The organism is Streptomyces sp. NPDC050504 (assembly GCF_044458065.1).
Lineage (GTDB): Bacteria > Actinomycetota > Actinomycetes > Streptomycetales > Streptomycetaceae > Streptomyces.
Genome location: NZ_JBITHO010000018.1, coordinates 47,493 through 67,421 on the forward strand (window position 1 = coordinate 47,493; position 19,929 = coordinate 67,421).

At 69.0% G+C, this 19,929-nt stretch carries 19 protein-coding genes and 1 pseudogene; 8 read left to right on the forward strand and 12 right to left on the reverse strand.

The window, feature by feature from the left end; translation table 11 throughout:
- Positions 1 to 83 precede the first annotated feature (83 nt).
- The 3 genes from ACIBNE_RS39935 to ACIBNE_RS39945 all read left to right on the forward strand — a co-directional run bounded on the left by ACIBNE_RS39935 (position 84) and on the right by ACIBNE_RS39945 (position 5,818).
- Positions 84 to 416: a CU044_2847 family protein gene (locus ACIBNE_RS39935; protein ID WP_399280784.1), complete on the forward strand. Its 333-nt coding sequence runs from the start codon at positions 84 to 86 to the stop codon at positions 414 to 416.
- On the forward strand, positions 403 to 4,626 hold the full coding sequence (locus ACIBNE_RS39940) for a trypsin-like peptidase domain-containing protein (protein WP_399280786.1): 4,224 nt from the start codon (positions 403 to 405) through the stop codon (positions 4,624 to 4,626). The genes ACIBNE_RS39935 and ACIBNE_RS39940 overlap by 14 nt, the downstream gene beginning before the upstream one ends.
- Before the next feature lie 436 nt (positions 4,627 to 5,062).
- On the forward strand, positions 5,063 to 5,818 hold the full coding sequence (locus ACIBNE_RS39945) for a DsbA family protein (protein ID WP_399280787.1): 756 nt from the start codon (positions 5,063 to 5,065) through the stop codon (positions 5,816 to 5,818).
- A gap of 795 nt (positions 5,819 to 6,613) precedes the next feature.
- Here the strand turns inward: ACIBNE_RS39945 and ACIBNE_RS39950 are convergent.
- Together ACIBNE_RS39950 and ACIBNE_RS39955 are read right to left on the reverse strand one after the other, a co-directional pair.
- Positions 6,614 to 6,901, reverse strand: a complete 288-nt coding sequence (locus ACIBNE_RS39950) for a hypothetical protein (protein ID WP_399280789.1) — start codon at positions 6,899 to 6,901, stop codon at positions 6,614 to 6,616.
- A gap of 128 nt (positions 6,902 to 7,029) precedes the next feature.
- Positions 7,030 to 7,542: a hypothetical protein gene (locus ACIBNE_RS39955; protein WP_399280791.1), complete on the reverse strand. Its 513-nt coding sequence runs from the start codon at positions 7,540 to 7,542 to the stop codon at positions 7,030 to 7,032.
- A 319-nt stretch (positions 7,543 to 7,861) separates the two neighbouring features.
- On the opposite strand from ACIBNE_RS39955, the gene ACIBNE_RS39960 reads away from it, so the two are divergent.
- Entirely contained in the window at positions 7,862 to 8,050 is a 189-nt protein-coding gene (locus ACIBNE_RS39960; RefSeq protein ID WP_399280793.1) for a hypothetical protein, read from the forward strand.
- A 149-nt stretch (positions 8,051 to 8,199) separates the two neighbouring features.
- On the opposite strand, the gene ACIBNE_RS39965 is transcribed toward ACIBNE_RS39960, so the two are convergent.
- The 5 genes from ACIBNE_RS39965 to ACIBNE_RS39985 all read right to left on the reverse strand — a co-directional run bounded on the left by ACIBNE_RS39965 (position 8,200) and on the right by ACIBNE_RS39985 (position 12,525).
- Entirely contained in the window at positions 8,200 to 8,544 is a 345-nt protein-coding gene (locus ACIBNE_RS39965; RefSeq protein WP_399280795.1) for a hypothetical protein, read from the reverse strand.
- 331 nt (positions 8,545 to 8,875) lie between these two features.
- Positions 8,876 to 9,121, reverse strand: a complete 246-nt coding sequence (locus ACIBNE_RS39970; RefSeq protein ID WP_399280797.1) for a hypothetical protein — start codon at positions 9,119 to 9,121, stop codon at positions 8,876 to 8,878.
- A 218-nt stretch (positions 9,122 to 9,339) separates the two neighbouring features.
- Positions 9,340 to 9,819: a ricin-type beta-trefoil lectin domain protein gene (locus ACIBNE_RS39975; protein ID WP_399280799.1), complete on the reverse strand. Its 480-nt coding sequence runs from the start codon at positions 9,817 to 9,819 to the stop codon at positions 9,340 to 9,342.
- A gap of 545 nt (positions 9,820 to 10,364) precedes the next feature.
- Positions 10,365 to 11,213: a hypothetical protein gene (locus ACIBNE_RS39980; protein WP_399280801.1), complete on the reverse strand. Its 849-nt coding sequence runs from the start codon at positions 11,211 to 11,213 to the stop codon at positions 10,365 to 10,367.
- 154 nt (positions 11,214 to 11,367) lie between these two features.
- Positions 11,368 to 12,525, reverse strand: coding sequence for a PP2C family protein-serine/threonine phosphatase (locus ACIBNE_RS39985; RefSeq protein ID WP_399280803.1), 1,158 nt, complete (start codon positions 12,523 to 12,525; stop codon positions 11,368 to 11,370).
- 971 nt (positions 12,526 to 13,496) lie between these two features.
- Between ACIBNE_RS39985 and ACIBNE_RS39990 the strand changes: the two genes are divergently transcribed.
- Positions 13,497 to 13,784 (forward strand): DUF4190 domain-containing protein, encoded by a 288-nt coding sequence (locus ACIBNE_RS39990; RefSeq protein ID WP_399280805.1) that lies wholly within the window; start codon positions 13,497 to 13,499, stop codon positions 13,782 to 13,784.
- Between the two features lie 627 nt (positions 13,785 to 14,411).
- Complete coding sequence (locus tag ACIBNE_RS39995) at positions 14,412 to 15,095, forward strand: response regulator (protein WP_399280807.1); 684 nt, start codon at positions 14,412 to 14,414, stop codon at positions 15,093 to 15,095.
- Positions 15,096 to 15,441: 346 nt separating this feature from the next.
- Here ACIBNE_RS39995 and ACIBNE_RS40000 read toward each other — a convergent pair whose 3' ends face one another.
- Entirely contained in the window at positions 15,442 to 15,570 is a 129-nt protein-coding gene (locus ACIBNE_RS40000) for a hypothetical protein (RefSeq protein ID WP_399280809.1), read from the reverse strand.
- Positions 15,571 to 15,685: 115 nt separating this feature from the next.
- Positions 15,686 to 15,910: pseudogene (locus ACIBNE_RS40005) on the reverse strand (transposase family protein); the annotation flags it as partial.
- 226 nt (positions 15,911 to 16,136) lie between these two features.
- Here ACIBNE_RS40005 and ACIBNE_RS40010 point away from each other — a divergent pair.
- Positions 16,137 to 17,150 carry a hypothetical protein gene (locus ACIBNE_RS40010; RefSeq protein ID WP_399280810.1) on the forward strand — a complete coding sequence of 338 codons (1,014 nt, stop codon included), beginning with the start codon at positions 16,137 to 16,139 and terminating at the stop codon, positions 17,148 to 17,150.
- Between the two features lie 354 nt (positions 17,151 to 17,504).
- Positions 17,505 to 17,867, forward strand: coding sequence for a transposase (locus ACIBNE_RS40015; protein WP_399280812.1), 363 nt, complete (start codon positions 17,505 to 17,507; stop codon positions 17,865 to 17,867).
- Positions 17,868 to 18,331: 464 nt separating this feature from the next.
- On the opposite strand, the gene ACIBNE_RS40020 is transcribed toward ACIBNE_RS40015, so the two are convergent.
- The 3 genes from ACIBNE_RS40020 to ACIBNE_RS40030 all read right to left on the reverse strand — a co-directional run bounded on the left by ACIBNE_RS40020 (position 18,332) and on the right by ACIBNE_RS40030 (position 19,845).
- Positions 18,332 to 18,496: a hypothetical protein gene (locus ACIBNE_RS40020; protein WP_399280814.1), complete on the reverse strand. Its 165-nt coding sequence runs from the start codon at positions 18,494 to 18,496 to the stop codon at positions 18,332 to 18,334.
- Positions 18,497 to 19,084: an RICIN domain-containing protein gene (locus tag ACIBNE_RS40025; RefSeq protein ID WP_399280816.1), complete on the reverse strand. Its 588-nt coding sequence runs from the start codon at positions 19,082 to 19,084 to the stop codon at positions 18,497 to 18,499. It abuts the gene before it with no gap.
- Positions 19,085 to 19,200: 116 nt separating this feature from the next.
- On the reverse strand, positions 19,201 to 19,845 hold the full coding sequence (locus ACIBNE_RS40030) for a hypothetical protein (protein ID WP_399280818.1): 645 nt from the start codon (positions 19,843 to 19,845) through the stop codon (positions 19,201 to 19,203).
- Positions 19,846 to 19,929: the final 84 nt, after the last annotated feature.

Here is a 19,929-nt window from a genome sequence, read left to right on the forward strand (position 1 = left end):
GTTGATCCGGTGACTCAATGTGAAAACCCGACTCCGGGTGGTAGCTTCTGACTGTCGGTCCGTCCGAGCCGTGAGGAAGCGCCATGCCCGAGATCGTGCGGATGCCCGTCGATGGCGGAGAGCCGATCCTGCTGGAAGTGGACCGCCGCACCGATCGCGTGGGCCGCGGCCAGGACCAGGTCGACACCGCGGGCGAGAGTCTGCAGCGCAGCCTCGGACGCGTGCAGGAGATCGCCGGACACGTCTTCGACCGGCTGTCCGGCCTGCCGCGCACACCGGACCGCATCCGAGTGGAGTTCGGAGTCAAACTGACCGCGGACGCCAACGTCATCCTGACCCGCACCGGCGGCGAGGCCCACTTCGTCATCGAGATGGAGTGGGAGAACCAGCAGGCGGGCGGCGATGCCGGCGCCTGACTTCTCCGAGGCCGTCGCGCGCGTCTGGGGCTCCGGCTCGGAGCCCGTGGGTTCCGCCTTTCTGGTGGGCCCGCGCACACTACTGACCTGCGCGCACGTGCTGGCCCACGCGCGCGGCGGCCGCTCCTGGCGCGGGCCGCGCCGGCCCCTCGTGCCCCGGCCGGGCTGGGAGGTCGAGGTCGACTTCCCGCAGCACGACGCGGGGCGCGACCTTCAGAGACTGTCGGCGCGCGCCGTGGCGGTACAGCCCGTCGACGGTCTCCACGGGGACATCTGCGTCCTTGAGCTCCTCGACGACGAACCGCCGACGCTCGGCAGACTCGTGCTGCACCCCCTGGACGACCTCCAGGGACGGACGTTCCGCACCTTCGGCTACCCGGCGGACTTCGAGGACGGCGCATCGGCCCACGGACTGCTGCGCGGACTGGTGGGCGCGAGCTGGCTGGAAGCCGTCACCGACGAGATCGCGCCGGGATTCAGCGGAGCCCCGGTGTGGGCGGACCACCTCAGCGGCGTCGTCGGGATGGTGGTGGCCCGGCACAGCTCCGGACGGGCCTACGCCGTTCCGGTACGGAGCCTCCTGGCCGCGCATCCACCCCTGCGGGACATGGCCCTGCCACCGTCCCCGTACCGTGGCCTGCGAGCGTTCGAACAGGAAGACGCACGCGTCTTCGCGGGCCGTGACACCCTGGCCGGGGAGCTGGCGGAACTCGCCGACGAGCACCCGGTGACGGTGGTGCACGGTCCGTCGGGCGTCGGCAAGACCTCCCTCGTCCGCGCCGGTGTGCTGCCCCGGCTCTCCGCGCGCGGTGCCGCAACCGCCGCGGTCCGCCTCCACCCTCGGATCGCGCTCGCCGCCGAGATCGCCGACGCGCTGCGCATCGCAGGAGAACCAGCCCCTGCCCAGGTGCGCGAGGAACTCGCCCGTGCGCTCGCCGGGCCCGACACCGGTACCCTGCCGGCCCTGCTCCGGCCCCTCGGAGCCGACCGGCTGGCAGTGGTCCTGGACCAGCTCGACGAGGTGCTCGCGGCCGACCCCGCCGCCGCGGGCGCTCTCGACGCCCACGTCGCCCGGCTGACCCGCACACCCGACGGCGCCCCTTCGCCGGTCCGCGTCCTGGTCACCGTACGCGACACCTTCCGGCTCGCCGCCCACGAGGCGACGCCGACCATCTGCGCGGCCTGGGACGCGTACGGCTGGGCGGTCAACCCGCCCACCCCCACCGAGCTACGGGAGATGATCACCGCACCGCTGCGGACGGTGCGCTGCCTCATCGACCCGGAGCTCGTCGGACAGATCGTCGACGACGCCCGCGTCGGCGCCTCGGCGCTGCCTCTCGTACAGGAGACGCTCTCGGCGCTGTACGAGCACCAGCGGTCGGGGCGGCTCACCAGCGCGGCCTACCAGGAGATCGGCGGTGTCACGGGAGCCCTGAAGCGACGGGCCGACGACGTCGTACGACGGCTGGAATCGGAGGCGTACGCCCCGGGCGACGTACTGGTCCAGTTGGTCAGGCCCGACGACACCGCAGACGGCGACGCCCGCGGGCGGCCGCCCCAGGACGTCCGCCGGGTGGCGCTGCGCGAGGACCTGAGCGACGAACAGTGGCAAGCGGCACAGGACTTGGCCACCGCACGCCTGGTCGTCACCTCGAACGGCGGCACACCCTCGGGCCCCGGAACCGCGGAACTCGCCCACCAGGTCCTCATCGAGATGTGGCCCCGGCTGCGCGAGTGGGTCGCGGCCACACGCGACTTCCGGGTGCGACAGGAGGCCGTGCGCGTCGCCCTCTACCGGTGGCGGGCCGCCGAGTCCGGGCGCGACCGCCGACACGCCCTGCTGGGGGGCACCGAGCTGCGGCGCGCCTCGCGGTGGCTGCGGCAGTACCGCGAGACCGTACGCCCCCACGAGCGGGAGTTCATCGTCCAGTCCCGGCGCCGTCGCGCCGCCACGTTGCGTGCGTCGGCCGCCGCGGTCCTCGCCGGGGTCGTGGTCCTCGCGGCCATCGCCGCCCACCTGGTCCGGCAGAGCGACCGCAGGGCCGAACAGAACGCCGTGGCGGCGGCCGGCAGCAACCTCGTGGCCCAGGCGCAACAGGCCGAGAACCCCCTGCTGGCCCTGCGCCTGGGCATCGCCGGGCTCCGGCTGCGACCGGACTCCGCCGCACGGGCCGGACTCGTCTCCACCCTCACCACCACCCACTACGAGGCCGCCCTGCCCGGGAACCCCGCGCAGGTGTCGGCGGTCGCGTACGCCCCCAACGGACGGTTGCTGGCCACCGGTGCCTCGGACGGCTCGCTCAGCCTGTGGGACGTGGCGCGGCCGCGCGCCGCCCGCCGACTGGCCGCGGCAGCCGGTTGCGCGGACGGGAAGTACGTCGACGCGGTCGCCTTCAGCCCGGACGGACGTACCGTCGCTCAGCTCACCCACCTGAAGGCGACCTGTCTCTGGGACGTCCGCGACCCGGCACGTCCGCGCCTATTGCACCGCTTCGGGACCTACGCCCAGGACCTCGCCTTCAGTCCGGACGGCAGGACGCTCGCCGTGGGCGAGGGCAAGGCGGTGGCCCTGTGGGACGTCCGCGACCCGGCACGCCCGGTGCGCCTGTCCGTCTCCTCCGGCCACCTCGACATCGTGTACCAACTCGCCTACAGCGCCGACGGCAGGATCCTCGCGAGCGCCCGGGACGGCGTGACCCTCTGGGACCCGACACGTCCACGGCACCCCGTGCGCCTGGCCGCGATCCGCAAGCCGCTGTACCTGGACGGTCTGGCGATCCACCCCAAGGGGCGGCTCGTGGTGGCGGCACAGTACGGCGGTGACCTCATCGCCTGGGACCTGCGCGATCCTCGCCGGCCCAAGGTCGCCGCGCGGTGGGCGGGACACAACACCACCGTCGACGGCATGGACTTCTCGCCCGACGGCACCCTGCTGGCGACCGCGGGTGACGACGGCTCGGCCGTGCTGTGGGACATGAGCGACCCCGGCCGCCCGCGCAAGCGGGCCACCCTGACCGCAGGCGTGCCGCTGCGCGCCGTCGCGTTCAGCCCGGACGGCGCCCACGTCGCCACCGCGGCGACCTCCGGAGTGACCACGGTATGGCGGGTGCGCACGGCCGCCGAGGCCACGGTCGTGTCCACCTTGAACACCGGCACGGTCGCCCTCCCGCGCGGCGGCGGCGTCCTGGCGGCCGCGGGCAGACCGAGCGCGCTCTACGACCTGAGCGACCCGGCAGGCCCCAGGAGGCTGGCCACACTCGATCCGGGCGGCACGTCCGCCATCGCGTTCAGCCGGGACGGACGTACGGTCGCCACGGTCCCCGGGAACGCGCCGCTGACCCTGTGGGACGTCGGCGAGCCCGTACGGCCGCGCCGCGTCGGCGCCGCCGCAGACCCGAAGGCCGCCCGGGGCTCCACCCAGCACCTCACGTTCCGGCCCGACGGGAAACTGCTCGCCGTCGTCGTCTCGACCAACGAGGGCCTCGGCGGGCGCGTGGACCTGTGGGACACGTCCGACCGCCGGCGTCCCGCGCTCCTGGGTTCCATCGACGACGCTCGCGGCGACCGCCGCTTCCGGTCGGCGGAGTTCAGCCCCGATGGACGGCTCCTCGCGGTGGGCGGCCTTTTCGAGGCCGCGGCGCTCTACGACGTCAGCGATCCAGCCAGGCCGATCCGGCGCGCCGCTCTGGACGCGGAGCCCTCGGCGCCGCCGTCGACCGTCGGCCCGCCGCGGTTCACCACCGTGGCATACGGCCCCGGCGGCGGGCTCGTCGCGAGCGGCGAGAGCACCGGAGACGTCGTCCTGTGGGACGTCACCGCCCCCGGACGGCCGACCGTCGCCCAGCGGCTCACCGGTCAGTCGAGCGAGATCCGGTCGGTCGCCTTCAGTCCCGACGGACGGCTCCTGGCCTCGGGCAGCTACGACCGGACGCTAGTGATCTGGGACGTCACCGACATCAAACGTCCGCGACGGGTCTTCCTCCAGCGCGACGGCGACACCTACCCCACCCGGGTCGTCTTCTCCCCGGACGGAGCCGCCCTCATCGCGGGCTACGACTGGACGACGACGACCGTCCTCGACATCAGCGGCCTGCGTGACGCCGTTACCGACCCCGTCGGCCTCGCGTGCGCCCTCTCCGGCGAACTCATCCCGCAGGTCTGGTCACGCTTCGTACCGGACGTGCCGTTCCGTCATACCTGCGAGCAGTAGAAGGAGACACCTCCCGGGGCCGCCGTCGAACACGGCGAGGCAGACTGGGACGTCTCAGCGCGTCAGCGCAACCGGCCAACGGAACGGGGCACGGCCACGCGCATGCCGGAATGAGGCGGCGGCATGGGGCGGCGGTGCGGCTGGTGCAGGAGGAGACGGTTTACCTCAGCACCGCCAGGTTCCTCCGGACATTCTTACAGGCAGCAGATTCAGTCCCGGATCCCCGCGCAAGCCCCGGCAGCTCCAGCGTGCGCACCAAGCCGGGCCGTAACCCGCCGCCCAGGCGGGTGAGTCACCCACCGCTGTGCTGTCCGGCACCACCTTCCCTGGCGCGGACCGGCTGGCCCGGCCGCCGCAAAACCCAGTGCGCGCGGCCTCACCACACGTCTACGGTCGACGGGTTCGCCGTACAGGCCCCTGGGGAGGGACCCGCAGAATGACACACGCACGAAGACACTCCGCCGTTGCCGCACTGCTTGCCGCACTGGTGGTCTCGGGCTGCTCGGCCCCGGAGCAGCCCCCTGCGGAAGAGGAATCCGCCGCCGGGGCACGGGGGTCAGCCGCCTATACAGGTCTGGCCGAGGTTCCCGCGCGGCTGGAGGGGGACGGCACGACGATCGTGGCCGGTGATCCTGCCGCGGAGACAACGGTGCGGGTCCTGGAGGACCCTCGGTGCCCGGTCGTCGAGGAGTTCGAGGCCACCGGGGCGACCGCGCTGCGGACGCGGACCTTGAACCGTGCGACCGCCGTGCGCTACACGTTCGCGTCCTTCAAGGACCAGCGCCTGGGCGGCGACGGATCCAAGCGGGCGGTCAACGCGCTGCGGGCGGCGCTGGAGGCCGGGCACTTCGCGGAGTACCACGCCCTGCTGTTCGCCCGCCAGACGCGGATCGAGGCAGCGGGCGGCTTCACCACCACCGCGTTGCTGAAGCTGGCGGACGATGTGCCGGGCCTGCGCGGAGCGGCATTCGACTCGGCCGTGAGGACCATGAAGTACCAGTCGTTCGTCACCGCCTCCCAGAAGGCGTACGACGCCGACGACGGACCCGCACCCCTGGGACCGGGAACCCCGACCGTCTATCTCAACGGCAACATGATCGAGGACGACTCGGACGCCTGGCCCTGGGTCTTCGACCAGCGCCTGTTCGGTGAACTCCTCGATTCGCCTCCCATGGCTCCCGATGACCTCTGAGACAGCGCCGCGGCGGCCCCGAAGGCTTCGGCATCTGGCTGTGCCGCCCCGCTACTACACCGGAAGCGTCGGTCCGGTTGGTGTTCGGCAAGTGGGGTTTCCGCCGTGCACACGGCGGTCTTCACACAGAGAAACCCCCGGAGTGCCCGCCACGGCCGAACGCGGTCGCCTGGTCGAGCGCCCTGAGGAAGCCGCCGTGTGAAGGACCTCAACGGCGCAGACGATTGTTTCGCCGAGGACGGGCACCAGCGATTCGCCCGCTATCTGCACGAGTTGGCCGTCGTCCGAGCCGAAGACGAAGCCGGTCTCGTGACCAGAATCCTGCGCGACCCGGACACGACGATGGCGCAGTCGGCCATCGTCCGCCACCTCGACCGGCATGCGGCACGACTTCTGACCGACGAGGGGTTCACCGCCTGGGCCCGCGCGATGGCCGACATCAGCGCGGAACGCAAGTTCCTCACCTGCCGTCCTCACCTTGCTCGCCGAGACCGGAAGAACCCGGCGCAGCCGCGCCGACACTCGCCGCCAGCTGTGTCAGCGGCACCACCACGACTGACCGAATCCCCAGGTCCTGCGTACCTGTCGGACGGCGTGTGGCTCTCGGCGACGGGCGCGGCGTCCAGGTGGCGGGCGGCCACTGGCTGTCCCGCGCCCACACCTGATGGAGCCGCTCGCCTCCTTCACGGCCCCCGTCCAACCGCCCCTGGTGCAGGGGCTCGCCACTCGTGTCCTTCAGCGAGGCTGCCGTTCTCCAGTGCTGGTGGCCTGCGGTTGCGGTGCGGGACACCACGGTCACTCCCGTCCGCTGCCCTCTTTGATCCACTGCCATTTGATGAAGCAGGCTACGAAGGGCGAGACGAACATCGCGAGCACCCATAGGCCCGTGCTGGCCGGTGAATAGAGGTAGTACTGCCACGCCTTCGGCAGCAGCGACGGCGCGAGCACCAGCACGACCAGCATCCCCCAGACGGCCAGCGCCACGGCGGCGACGCGTGCCACCACCATCGCCTTCGCGGGCGCCAGCGCGAACAGCCCGCCCCAGACGACCAGTATCACGACTGCGACGCGTACCACTGCCATTGCTTCCTTCTCTCGTTCTGCCTGATGCCACCGCGCACCGTGTACCGCGCCAGGGCCGGTATCAAGGTCCTGGTGTGGTGGTTTCACGGGCACCGGTGGCTGAAGCCGTCGACCAGGGTGTGATCGGCCTAGCCGGGCTGCATCCGGTGCAGGTAGTAGAGGAAGGCGGTGTCGGGATCGCCCGCCAGGTAGTACGGCTTGAGGCCCTCGTCGGTACGGTCCATGCCGAACCGCCACGTGTACCCGCGCAGCGGTGACCGGGCATGTCCGAGCGCATCGGCGGCCGGCCAGTCCTTCATGCGGGTCACTTTCGAGACGGAGACCTCCACCGCGGGTGCCCCCGCGAGGGTCTGCCCGTCGCCGCCCTCGATGAGGCGCCAGGTCCCCGTGCCCGTCATGGCCCATCCCTCGTCGTAGGACCATTCTTCACCGCGCAACTGCCGCGCCTCGGCGTCGCCGTCGGCTTCGAGGGCCACCACCGAGCCGCCGCCACCCGCCCAGGTACCGAAAAGCTCCTCAGGGGATGCGTCGTCCACGCTGGGCAGCGGAATCAGCCCGCAGCCGTCGGCCGTCACCACGACGGCCGCACACAGCCCTGCCAGCCGGGCCCACCTGAGTCTTGCGGTCGTCTTACGCACCATGCCCCGCCCGTCGAACTACCCGCCCCGACCACGGCTTTGAACGCGTTCAGAATACTCCGGGACGGGCCGCTGGCCGCACCCGCCCCCGCACACACCGGACGCGCTCCGGGGCCCGACGCAGTCAGCATGTCCGCCGCCGCCACGGTCCAGGTCCCGGCACGCGCGGCAGCACCGAACCGACGAACGTCCCGCCGCCCTCCAGCAGGCCCCGCGCCTGCCTCACGGCTGCCTGATCGACGAATCCATCCGAGCGGGAGGAGGAGCGGTGGCCTCGTCTGCCGGGGCGTAGCCTGGCGCCGCCGCGGACGGTTCCACCGTCGTGGACGATCTCTTCGCGCCGGTGTACGGCGATGTGCCCGAGGACCCGCGCAAGCCACTGATCACCCGGCCCGAAGCCCTGAAGGCGGTACGGCTCCTGCACCTCCTCCACGACGGTTACGCGACCGTCTCGGACCGACAAGCGGCCGGGTGGCTCGCCGCGTCCCTCGGCATGCGGCTGGCCACCTGACCGTCAGCGCGATTACCTCCGGTGCGCAGCAGCTAACCGCAGGCGAAGCGGAGGCGACAGCAGCCGACTCGGTGTGGGCGCCGGCGATGACGGACCGGGCGACCGGGTCATCAGCGCATCGGACGCAAGCGACGGAATGGGCGGTCGGCTCACCGGCCAACGGGACTCCCCCTCACCAGGGGCACCGGCATGACGAAAACGGCGAAGAGCACCTGGACCGCCAGCTGGACGAACAGCATGTAGGCGGTGGACACCAAGGTGAGCGGGAGCATCAGGAAGATCAGCGTGAAGGCGATCGCGCCACGGAAAGTGGCGCTCTCCGTCTTCCTCCGCAGGATGCCGGCCAGCAGCACGACGGCCAAGGACGGGATGCCCGTGAAGAGGAAGGCCAACCCGCCGAAGCTCAAGCACTCCCCCGCCGTCTCCCAGAACGACGACTGCTCGGGCGGGGAGAACTGAAGCTCCTCGCGGGGGATCGTCAGCGCGATGAACACCCACCCCGCCACAAAGCACGCCAGATATCCCACTACACATGTCCCGGCACCGGCTGCCACACGCCTGGTTCGGCCCGCAGGCGCAGCGGTCACTCGCAGCTCTGAAGACATCCCCCACGCCCTTCCCCTGGCCGACACCTTGCCCTCTGTCCGCATCGGCGAGGGTACGTCCTGCCGCAACGGGGCCCTGGGGCGGGTGTCTCAGGTCGGGTTCGCGCCACCGGCCGGGTCCTGACGACCACGGTCGGGGAGCCGACCGGAGAATCAGCCACCACCGGCCGTCCTCCGGTGCGGCCAGGCGGCGGCAACGGCTTGCTCGGCGGTAGGCGCATCACCACAGGAATCGCTGACCGCCGCAGCGACGCGCTTGCCCGTGCCGCCCCAGGACACCGCGCGAAGCAGTCGCGGGCTCGGGGTAGTGCGCGTGCAGATGTCCGCCGAAGATGGCGGTGGCCCGCTCGGTGAAGCGCTGGATGCCGGTGAACACCGTTTCCGTGCTGCAACGGGGGCGGTAGATGAGCAGGCGGGCGGCCTCGCGAGGACTCAGTGCGCGGGCGTAGGACGCAAGGTCCGCCATGTCCCACGCTCCGCGGAGTGCCGTGGGCGACGTAGAGCGGGTCATCGTCCACGGCCCACGGCCGGGTAGTCACACCACCCCAAACGGCCGAATCATCACACCGGTCACGGCCGACCAGGATTCTTCAGCGAGATCGTTTTACAAAACCTTACCGTTTTGAGCCGACAGTAATAGCTGCCGGGCACCAGAATTGAATTCTGGTGCCCGGCACGCAACGGTCAGCTAACTCGGGTCCACTGGCTATAATTACCCTGGTTGGGGCCCAGCCAGGCGGTGTAACCACCCGTGGTGAGATAGCTGCCCACGACAGACCAGAGAGTGGAAGGGTTCGCCCCGTACCACCAGCGCGAGCTGCTCGAGTTGTTGCAGAGCGCGGTGCCGGGCTGGCCGTTCTGATTGACCAGGCAGACGTTCGAGTTGTTTATTTCCACCAGCTTGTCCTGGTAGGTGGCCCACCACTGCGCCCCGTTGTAGCGGTTGCAGTCTTGGACCAGCACCTGGGCGAAGGCAGTGCCCGCACTGGCCGCAGCCAGACACTTCCCTGTGGCCACGTTTCTCAACATGACCGCCCCGGCTGCCGCCGCGGGTTCCGCAGAGGCCGGGACGGGCGCCGCGGAAGCCTGGGAAACCGAACCGGCGCCGACGGCACCGATCGCCAGGGCGAGCGCGGATGCGATCTTCACTGAACGGAGGAACATGGAATACTCCACTCCGATAGACGATGATCTTTTCGAGGAAGCCGACTATTTCGCCGATACGCCAAAGGCTAATCGCTGACCGCTTTCCCGATCGACTGAAGGCTAATTGAAGGGCACCCCCAGAGGGCCCCAGTTGAGCAAAATCTGAGGTTCCGAAGAAGGCTTCTAGGACTGCCATAACAGTACAATTTTACTGTTATGGCTGATGACAGCACGGGATGCATGTCATTGAACAGATAGCGCCAGGACTCGACTCGCGGGTTAAACCCGCCCATCCCCCGAATAGGGGTACAGTGCAATGATCGCGGCGGTTTTCATGAATGTTCAACTGTGGAAGTTCCGAGAAAGCCCCGGGAGAGATCACGTTTCCGCAGGTCGCCGGTACGCCGAGCACCGCCATCGTGCCGGCCGACGCCGGAAGGGGCCTGCCCGCCCCAGTGCAACAGCGGGTGCGGCCTGACCGACGACGCCAAGGCAACGGTCCGTGAGATCGCCCGGCAGGTCAACCACCATGCCGGACCCATCGTCGCGCAGCTCATGGGCGACTAGCACTCCAGCGGGACTTCCCCATTTCTGCTGGTCAGCGGCATCATTTCGAGCTGAGCGAGGTGGTGGCGCCTCAGCGGCGGGAACGGGCAAGCCGGGGTGAACAGCAGGAGCGTCCATGCAGGTTCGGGAGATGGTGGGCGGCTTCGTCGCGGGACGCTGGAGTGCCACTCAAGGATCTGTTCTCGCGGGTGGGGGGACGGTTCGGCCGGGTGGAGGTGCGGCGCCGGATGCGGGATTACGTGCGGGGCCTGCTCGAAGCCCGGCCGGGCGCCGGTTGTCAGCATGGCGAGTTCGTTGACCCGTGCGGCGATCGCCGCTCGTCCTCGCAGGTCCGGGCCCATGACGATGGTGTACACGCCGCCGCGGAAATGGCGTCGCACCCGCCGGTCCGCGCAGACCATCGCGGCCAGGGTCGTCTTGCCGCAGCCGCCGGTCCCGTGGCGCACCACCACGGGACCGCGGGCAGGCCGTCGCCCACCGGGACGGGTGGGCCGCCCGTGCCGCCTGGCCCGCCTGGACGCAGCGAGTGCGTGGACCGCGCGGTCCACGAGTAGGCCCCGGCGCACCACCCAGTCGGGCAGCGACGCGGGTACGGGCAGCGCCCCGACGGGATCGACGTCGGCCCGCCGCGCCCTCAGAAAGTCGACGAGCAGGAGCACCATGGCCATGATCGTCAACAGGATCGCGGCACGAAAAGGATGACGATGGATCAGTTCCAGGGATCCCCACCACCGGCCCTCCTGGGAGGAAACCACGTTGACGGCGAGCCCTCCGAGGTTTGTCGTCAGGGCAATGAGCAGGGCCCTCAGAAAGAAACTCCCGAGCTCCGTGTACCGCTGCCGCATGAGCCCTCCACGCGTTCCCGGACGATGCACAGGACACTCCGCTACACGGCCTCCACCGCCGCCATCGTTTCCGCCAGGGGGAGGAGCAGGGTGAGGTTGGGCTGCTCCCGGCCGTCCCGCCGGTCCGATCGATTCCGAGCACGAGGCTCAAGCATCAGGGGATGCGGGCCATTTGGGCCGTTCGTCTCCGGACGGCGAGCAGGGCGATGTCGTCGTTGGCGGCGGGGCTGTAGTGCTTCAGGAGTGCTTCGCGAAGGGCACCGGGAGTGCAGGGAATGCTGGTGGCGTAGCGGCGGAGGTCTTCGAGTGAGTCCGCGAGGTCGGTGCGGGGGCGTTCGATCAGGCCGTCGGTGACCATTAACAGGACCTGACCGTGTTCGAGGCGGGCCGGGGCGGCGGGTTCGTGGGGGAGGTTCAGGCCGAGGAGCGGACTGTGTTCGGTCAGGTAGTGGGCCTGGCCGCCGGGAGAGAGGAGCAGCGGCGGGAGATGCCCGGCGTTGGCGATCTCCAGGGCGCCGGTGTGCGGGTCCAGGACAGCCAGGCAGAGAGTCGCGGTGAGGTCGGGGTGGAAACGGGCGAGGAGACGGTCCATCAGCGCCAGGATGCGGTGCGGCTCGTGCCCCTCAAGGGCGTAGGCCCGCAGGACGTGCCGCAGCTCGACCATGACCGTGGCCGCAGCCAGCGAGTGCCCGGCCACGTCGCCCACCGCCAGCAGCACCCCGCGTTCGACGGCGAGAGCCGCGTAGAAGTCCCCGCCTAGCTGCGCACGGTCCATGGCCGGCAGGTAGCCGACGGCGAGGTCGATGTCCTTGCCCTCCAGGGCGGCGAGTTTCTCGGGCCGGGGAAGGAAGGCGTGCTGGAGCTCGAAAGCGAAGCGGCGTTCATCGCGTGCGGCCTGCGCCCAGCGACTGGCGTGCAGGACCGTGTCGACGGTGGCGAGAAGTTCTTCGGGAGCGACGGGAGAGGCGAGGTAGGCGCTGGCGCCGCCCTCCATTCCGCGGATCCGGTCGCCGGGAGAGTTGGCTTCGGCGGAGATGTGGACGACCGGGATGCGCGTCAGGCGGGGGTCCGTGACCATCTGCCGGGCCAGCTCGAACCCGCTCGTCCCGGGCAGTCGTACATCGACGATCGCCAGATCCGGCAGCGGGTCGGCGCTGCGCATGACGGCCAGTGCCTCGGGACCCGAGGCGGCTTCCAGGACCCGGTAGCCAGCGCGTCGCAGCACGCTGCCCAGAGCGAAACGGTTCGGCTCGTGGTCGTCGACGACCAGAAGCGTGGCTCTGGCACTTAAATCGGGCATCGTGTCGGTCACTCGCGGAACCTACAAAGCACCGCCGACCAGGCACAACCCCCCTCCACTCGTGTGGGTGGCGGCCCTTGACGGGCGAGCCACACGGCATCCACCCTCCTTGACCGCCGGACCCAGGTACGTGCTCCCGGCCGGAGGGCTGCCGACGTGCTCCGGCCTTGCCGATCGCCCTTCCGTACCGGCCCTGGCCCGGACAGCGAAACGGACCGTCCGGATGGAGACGGCCGTCGGAAGCCCGCCACGGCGGCCGCATACCCGGCCCACCGGGCCGGGCCCCCGCGCCACGGTTCTCCCGTGCTCAGAGTCCGGGAGAACAGGGGCAATGGCATGCCCGGACGGGGCCTTCGTCTGGGGACAGTGCCGGGCCGTGGAAACGTCCAGAGGCAAAGTTCCAGAAGCCCATGTTCTAACTGGCAGGGGGCGGGTGCACTGCCGCTCGTTCGGAAGGCTGTGGCCGGGAGCGACTGATACACCTGGCCTTGTACTTCCTTGGGCGTTGTGTGGGCCCTACCGGGCTGGTTTCCCCAGCACGCGGTCAGGGCCCACTCCTCTGCGAGTGCCTACGGGGGCCGGGGACGATCCTCTCTTCATCGACGGTTACCCGGAGGCCTGTTCCCACCCGGGTTCTCCGGGCCGACCGCGTCCTCGGGCAGCCGGGCAGCCGGGCAGCCGGGCAGCCGGGCAGCCGGGCAGCCGCCGATGTTCTCCCCCGATCGAGGGAGATGCTTTTCCCTCTTTCCCGTGATGCGCATCCGTGCTGCCGGAGGCCAGGATCGTTTCCTGAACAGCTCACCGGAGAAAGCCTGATGAACGCACCGCACACCGAGACAGCGCCGATTCGCACAAATTCGACCCGTAGCCCTGCGCCGGGCTCGACCTGGAACCCTGGTCCACGCCCTTATCCACCCGCCTCTCAGAGGCACGGACGGGGCAGGCGTCCTGCAAGCGGCAGCAGCAGACTGGGCAGGACCGTCATGCTCCTGGGTATCACCGGCTTGAGCACATCGATCGTTTTCATCGGCGGTCTTCTCGGCGGCATCGGTCTGATTCTCGGGCTTGCCTTCCTGACGACTGCCAGGCGGACCGGCACTGACCGCACCATGGCCCTCGCAGGTGTGGTGACGTCGGCCATCGCGGTGGTGGTGTCCGTTCTGGCTGCCATCGTCTTCGTCTGGTACGCCAACCGGACACAAGAGTGCTACCAGCCCGACAGCTTCCAGCAGTACACGCAGTGCGTCCACGAACAGTTCACCGGAGATTGACCGGGCGGCAGAAAGCCGCCCGGCCAGTTGCCCGCACCGGGCACTCACGGAGCTGCTGCCGCGCGGCACTTCTGTCAAAGGGATGCTGCGGGTGAATGCCCGTCCCGGTGAACGGCACGTCCCCCGCCGCTGGCAGATGGGGGAAAGGCTCAGCTGGCCTGGAAGGTCGCAGCTGGTGCGACACCCCGGGGAACGGGCCTTGTCGTCGCGGGAACCGGCGGCTTCGTGGGGGCCTTCGTGGTGGGCGCTGCGGGCGCGGCGCCACCGGACGATACCGGCGCGGTGGACGATGCCGCCGCCACCTGCGTGAAGGCCACGCAGGTGGTGGCAAGAGCCGCCGTAGCCGCTCCTGCCACGAGAGCGGTCTTCAAAGAAACGTTCATGGACGTGGTCTCCCTCACTCAGGCCGGCCGAAGATCCCCGGCTTCTGCGGCGCATCCTGGCAGGACAGCCCTGATGCACCCCTGAAGGTTCCTGAAGCACTCATCAGGAACGGCCCGCGGCACTGGGAGCGGCAGGAAGACCGACAGCCGTCTGCCTCTTCGTGACCGGCCCCCGCCCTTACCCGCTCCTCAACTGCCTCTACAGCCAACAAAAGTGAGGCGACAAACACCTCAGGATGGAAACATGCACATATTGGTGGTGGACGACGACCTGCGCCTGGCGGAGCTGTTGCGCCGGGGGCTGGTGGCCGAGGGTTTCGTGGTGGAGGTCGCGCACGACGGGCACGAGGGGATGCACCTGGCTCTGGAGAACCGGCACGATGCGATCGTGCTGGATGTGATGCTGCCCGGACTCAACGGCTACCGCCTGTGTGCAAGGCTGCGCCAGGCAGGGGTATGGACGCCGATCCTCATGCTGAGCGCCAAGTCGGGCGAGCTGGACGAGGCGGAGGGCCTGGACCTGGGTGCCGATGACTACGTCACCAAACCCTTCTCCTACATCACCCTAGTCGCCCGGCTACGGGCCTTGATCCGCCGCGGCCGACCCGAGCGCCCCGCACTGCTGCGCATCGACGACCTGCAGATCGACCCGGCCCGGCGACGCTGCACCCGGGGCGCGGACAATCTTGCACTGACCACCCGCGAATTCACGGTCCTGGAGTACCTCGCCCGCCGCCAAGGCGAGGTGGTGGCCAAGCACGAGATCCTCACCCACGTGTGGGACGCCCACTTCAACGGCGACGTCAACGTCGTCGAGGTCTGCATCAGCGCCCTGCGCCGCAAGATCGATGCTCCCTACGATCGGCGAACCATCCACACCGTCCGCGGCATCGGCTACCGCCTTGAGGCCGACAGGAACCGCGAGTGAACACCTTCCCGAGTGTCCTGCAACAGCACAGCTCCACACGGCACGCGTACGCCTCTGGCCGATCTTTCCATTGAACTATCGGTGGTCGGTACAGAGAGCCGTTCGATTTGGTCGCGGCGATCATCGATGTCCGTCGGGTGCCGTCCTCTTCGGAGACGTCGTCATCCGTCGGCACGGCTCAGCGGATTACCAGGTCCCGGTTCCTGCCGGAGCAGTACGAGCCCAGTTCACCCAAGGCGGCTGCCGGGCAGCAATCGTGAGACGGCTCGCCGAAAGGGGGCTGAGGCGGTGAACCATGAGATCACCCGCGGTCTCGCCGACGATCCGCTGCCCGTGCCGCCGACTCTCAGCCGACCATAGCGGCGGCGATCTGCACGGTGCGCGCAAAGTCGCCGCCGTCGAGGAGCCCGCAGAGCGGGTCGAGGGCGACAGCCAGGTCCTCCTGCGCGCCGCGGTTCTCGCTGTCCGCCGTCACCTCTCTGCTGCCGCCACAGAGTGAGCTCTCCCAACCTCACGCTGACGTGTGATGGAGGACGAGGATCTCCTTCACGACGTCAGTGATGCGGTTGGGGCTGCCATCGCTTGAGGCGGCGACCCCGGAACAGGACCCGGGCGGGTCCGCCAGCGCCTTGGTATGCCTTGTCCTCGCAGCATGTGATGTCCGCGCCGGCATGGGCTTCGATGATCCCGTGCCGCCGCGCGGCGGTCAGGTCGCGAGTCGAGCCGGGCGGAGCCGACAAGGCCCAGAGCAGCCGTCCGAACGGATCGGTGAGGACCTGGACGTTCATGCCATGGCGTTTGCGTTTCCCGGCCCAGTTTCAGTCAGCGGCAGCTCCCCCTGTTCTGCCGCGGCCCCTTGCGAAAGCCATGCGGATATCGCCGTACAGCCGCATGGACCTTGATGACCCCGCAGTTCGCTTGTCCTCTCGCGGTATCACGCAAGCTGTAACGCTCGGTTGTCTGCTGATACGGGCAGTCCGATAAGCGTCGGAGGCTAATGTGCCGAGTCCGGGAGACCTCGACGATCGCTACGCGGCGGACATGGCGCAGGTTGTGGTGCTGCGCGTGGCTGGTGTCCGGGCTTCAGGAACCACCGCGACATGGCACGTAAGACGCTGCTGGCCGTTCGCCGTTGCGGTCGGGCTGCCGTACGTCGCTGCTGGCGTCCACCTGGTCTTCTCCTCCACTGCTGTGCCGAAATTCCAGGCTTACGGCATGTGGCTCCTGTACTACACGCTGGTCAACATCCTTGTGGTCCTCGGCCAATGGGTGGGCTGCCGAGGTTTCCATGCGATGTGCGACTCACTGGACCGCATGCTCACCCCGACTGGCCGCACAGCGGTCCACGCATGGATCGACCGCGGGATCTCTGCGAAACGCCAGTGGCGATACACCGTCATTGGCGCCGTGGGAGCGGCCGCTGTCATGTTCGGCGTTCAACACGCGCTGGGGACCACGCCCCATCTCTTTGTCGACGCCGCCTCCTACATGGTGGTCGTGGTGACCGGCGCCGCAGCAGCCAACAGCAACTACTGGATGATCCGCGCCATTCGGTTGGCACGCATCGTGACCAACCCGCGGAATGTCAAGCTCCTATGGTTCGCACCGTCGCGGACCATCGGGCTTGAACGGGTCGCCCGCTGGTACCGATTCGTCACACTGATGGCAGCAGCAGGCTTGTGCTTTGCCTTCGTCCCCGTCGTCTACGCGTCACGAATAGATCCAGGCAACGAGCTACTCAACACCGTCAAGTGGGCTCTGGCGGGGATTTTCATGGTAGCCGTCGCGCTCTTCGGACTCTACTCGCAGTGGCGACTCTCATGGATCGTTGAACAGGCAAGAGCCGTGTCAGTACGGCGAATTGAGGAAGCTCTGCCGTCCAGGGCACCGCGGCGCGCCTCAGATATCTCAGAGGAGGATGCCCGAGTGTACGACCTACTGTCCTATGTCATTGCCAGTCCCAACACCGCCGTGAATGGCCAGACGCTCGCCTCCACACTCCTGGCGATGCTCACGGGTGCACTTCCCTTCATCGTCACCGTGATGTTCAGATGAACCCGAACGACCCGGTGCGTTGATTTCATGTGTCACCGTGTCGTCCCTGACACGTTCACACAGGACAATGAGCTAATTCATCCACTTTCCGTCTCATCCAATCTGGTCGCCATAGGCCGTGGGACTCAACGAAGTTGGTCGCCGCTGGTCAGGAGTTCGAGGTCGAATGGGTTGGTTGAGGCAGGAAGACCGTGAACAACAGCTGTCGAGACTCGTGAGCTGTCCGTTGACAGCGCACCCAGTCCGCGACCGTCATTATCAGCCAATCCAGTCCTCGCAGGTCACAGGAATCGAAGCATGTCCAGTGAGAGGATTCCCCACGTAGCCTGATGTCCGTGCGGCTTGTTGTCGGTCGTGGGTGTCGATCTGTCGCAGCGGCTGGTACCTGATGAACTGTGGGAGCTGGTCGCCCCGTTACTGCCGTCGTTTGCTGCTCGCCCGCAAGGCGGCGGGACCGCTCCATGTGATGAGCGGGCCGTGTTCACTGCCGCGGTGTACGTGCTGACCAGCGGTTGCGCCTGGCGGCATCTACCGCCGACGTTCGGTATGCCTTCCGCGACGGCGCATCGCCGGTTCACGGTGTGGACCGGGGCGGGTCTGTGGGCATCGGCTGAACCGGGCGGTGCTGGACGAACTCGGCGCCAGGGGCGAGGTCGACTGGACCTCGGCGATCGTCGACGCGGCGTCCGTTCGGACAAAAGAAGAGGGGAACCCTGACCGGGCCGAACCCGGTTGACCACGGCAAGAAGGGCAGCAAACCGCACGTCCTGCCCGACGCTCAGGGCGTTCCGTTGGCTGTTGCGGTGTCCGGGGCGAACCTGCACGGCAGCCAGGTGTTCAAACCGCTGATCCTGGCGATACCCGCCGTCCGCTCCAGGCACAGACCGCGCGGACAAGGCGTACTGCTCCGTTGACGACCTGGCCTGGCTCCGCAGCCGCGGCCTGATCCCGCGGATCGCGCGTCCGGGAATCGAGTCCGGCGAGCGGCTTGACCGCCACCGCTGGAAGATCGAGCGGTCGATCTCCTGGCTGTTCGGCTCCCGCCGGCTCACCGTCCGATACGAACGTAGAAGTGGCTGGGGCCGGGTGCTGCTGTGAAGAGGGGCGGTACCGGGCAGGCCGGGACCGCACGGCACGACACCGAGGTGGACCGGTCGCCGATGGCCTTGCCTTGACGTGCACTACAGCAGTCCAAACAGCGGCAGCGACCGCGCGGTGACCCGGCCGCGCAGCCTGCCGCGCGCGGGGCCGACGTCGAGACCGGTGAGCCAGTCGGCGTCGGCAAGGACGCGCGGCGGGACCCCCGCGCTCTCCCCGTACCGAGGGGAGCGCGGGAGTCCGTCCATTCAGGCCACTTGCAGGGAGAACATCATCGCCTTGTCGGAGTACTGCACGAGGAGCGCGCGCTGCTGGGCGAACTTGTCCTTCTGGATCGATACCCAGGCTCCGGAGTGCAGGACCTGCATCGCGAAGGGGACGTTGACAGGGTGGCGATCGAGCCAGAACTTCTGGTTGGTGCCGATGTAGTCGCCGCAGTCGCCCTGCTGGAACGCCTGGCCGTCGTCGGGCTTGTAGCCGACCATCGTGATGCACTGCCGCGTGAGCACCGATCTGAACACCCAGTCCGTACTCTGTGTCGGGCTCGGCCACCTGCACGCCAGCCACTTCTGGTTCTTACCTCCCAAGTACGGGTGCTGGAGGATGGCACCGGGGTTGTCGGGCCCCTGGGAGAGGTCGAGGACCATGCCGCTCGGGGTGTTGATCCGATACTGGTTGGACTCGTCGCATATCCAGCCGTCCCAGTTGCTGCCGGACGCGGCGGACGCGGGGGCCGCGGTGGGGAGCAGCGTCACGAGCGCTGCCGCCGCGGCCCCCAGGGCGTAGCCCAGTCGGCGGTGGGCGGTGCGCGGTGCGCTGTGATCCACGTGACTCACGGGGGTCTCCTTGGTCGGTGTGCGGTCGGTGGTCGCGTGGTGGCCGGTCGCCCGATGTCTGGTGTACGGGGCGGGTGCCGCGCCCCGCTGTCGGCGCGGCGGGCGGGGTGCGCGGCTCAGCACGCGCCCAGCCGGTCCTGGGCGGCGCGGCGCACGGTGCCGAGGGGTTCCAGGGCGGCGCAGTTGCGTACGGCGGTGCCGATCTCGGGGGCCTCGAAGGTGGTGAAGGTGCCGTGGGGCGCGTCGCGTATGGCGTTGACCCATACGCCGGTGGTCGGCCCGGTCTGGGCGCACACGTACTTCACGTACTCGCCCTCGACCTTGCGGGTGCCACGGTAGAGGGCGTACTGCCCCGCGCGGTTGAAGTTCCAGGTGTTGGTGATCTGGTGGGTCCTCGTCGACGAGGTGGTCTTGGAGACGGAGAACCGAACCCTTGCCTCGACCTTGGCGAACAGGGCGGCGGCCGATGCCTTGATCTCGGTCTCGCGGTCGACAGTGGTGGTCACCGAGTCCAGCTGAGTGAGTGATTCGGTGCGCTGCCCCGTGGTGCCTTCGGCGATCGTGACCGCCAGGAAGTCGGTGATCACCGGGGTGACCTTGGTCGTGACGTCGTAGTACATCGTGTCGACGGTCGGGTTGCAGTTGCCCGTGGGTGGCGGGGGCGCGGCATGTGCGGGGGCCACGGCCAGTCCGCCGACCACCGCCATGGCGGCGAGTGCGACGGGAACAGCGCGGTTCGTGCGGATGGCGGAGCGTTTCACGGTTCTCTCCTTGAGGTGCATTGAGTGCTTGCCGTGGGGGTTGTGCGTCGAGGGAACGGAGCTGAGCTTGCCGAGGCGCGACAC

What these genes read in the sequence shown, in the direction of transcription:
- ACIBNE_RS39935 (WP_399280784.1), top strand. Translation starts at nt 84, where the DNA reads ATGCCCGAGATCGTGCGGATGCCCGTCGATGGCGGAGAGCCGATCCTG.
- ACIBNE_RS39940 (WP_399280786.1), top strand. Translation starts at nt 403, where the DNA reads ATGCCGGCGCCTGACTTCTCCGAGGCCGTCGCGCGCGTCTGGGGCTCC.
- ACIBNE_RS39945 (WP_399280787.1), top strand. Translation starts at nt 5,063, where the DNA reads ATGACACACGCACGAAGACACTCCGCCGTTGCCGCACTGCTTGCCGCA.
- ACIBNE_RS39950 (WP_399280789.1), bottom strand. Translation starts at nt 6,901, where the DNA reads ATGGCAGTGGTACGCGTCGCAGTCGTGATACTGGTCGTCTGGGGCGGG.
- ACIBNE_RS39955 (WP_399280791.1), bottom strand. Translation starts at nt 7,542, where the DNA reads ATGGTGCGTAAGACGACCGCAAGACTCAGGTGGGCCCGGCTGGCAGGG.
- ACIBNE_RS39970 (WP_399280797.1), bottom strand. Translation starts at nt 9,121, where the DNA reads ATGGCGGACCTTGCGTCCTACGCCCGCGCACTGAGTCCTCGCGAGGCC.
- ACIBNE_RS39975 (WP_399280799.1), bottom strand. Translation starts at nt 9,819, where the DNA reads ATGTTCCTCCGTTCAGTGAAGATCGCATCCGCGCTCGCCCTGGCGATC.
- ACIBNE_RS39980 (WP_399280801.1), bottom strand. Translation starts at nt 11,213, where the DNA reads ATGCGGCAGCGGTACACGGAGCTCGGGAGTTTCTTTCTGAGGGCCCTG.
- ACIBNE_RS39990 (WP_399280805.1), top strand. Translation starts at nt 13,497, where the DNA reads ATGCTCCTGGGTATCACCGGCTTGAGCACATCGATCGTTTTCATCGGC.
- ACIBNE_RS39995 (WP_399280807.1), top strand. Translation starts at nt 14,412, where the DNA reads ATGCACATATTGGTGGTGGACGACGACCTGCGCCTGGCGGAGCTGTTG.
- ACIBNE_RS40010 (WP_399280810.1), top strand. Translation starts at nt 16,137, where the DNA reads ATGGCGCAGGTTGTGGTGCTGCGCGTGGCTGGTGTCCGGGCTTCAGGA.
- ACIBNE_RS40020 (WP_399280814.1), bottom strand. Translation starts at nt 18,496, where the DNA reads ATGGACGGACTCCCGCGCTCCCCTCGGTACGGGGAGAGCGCGGGGGTC.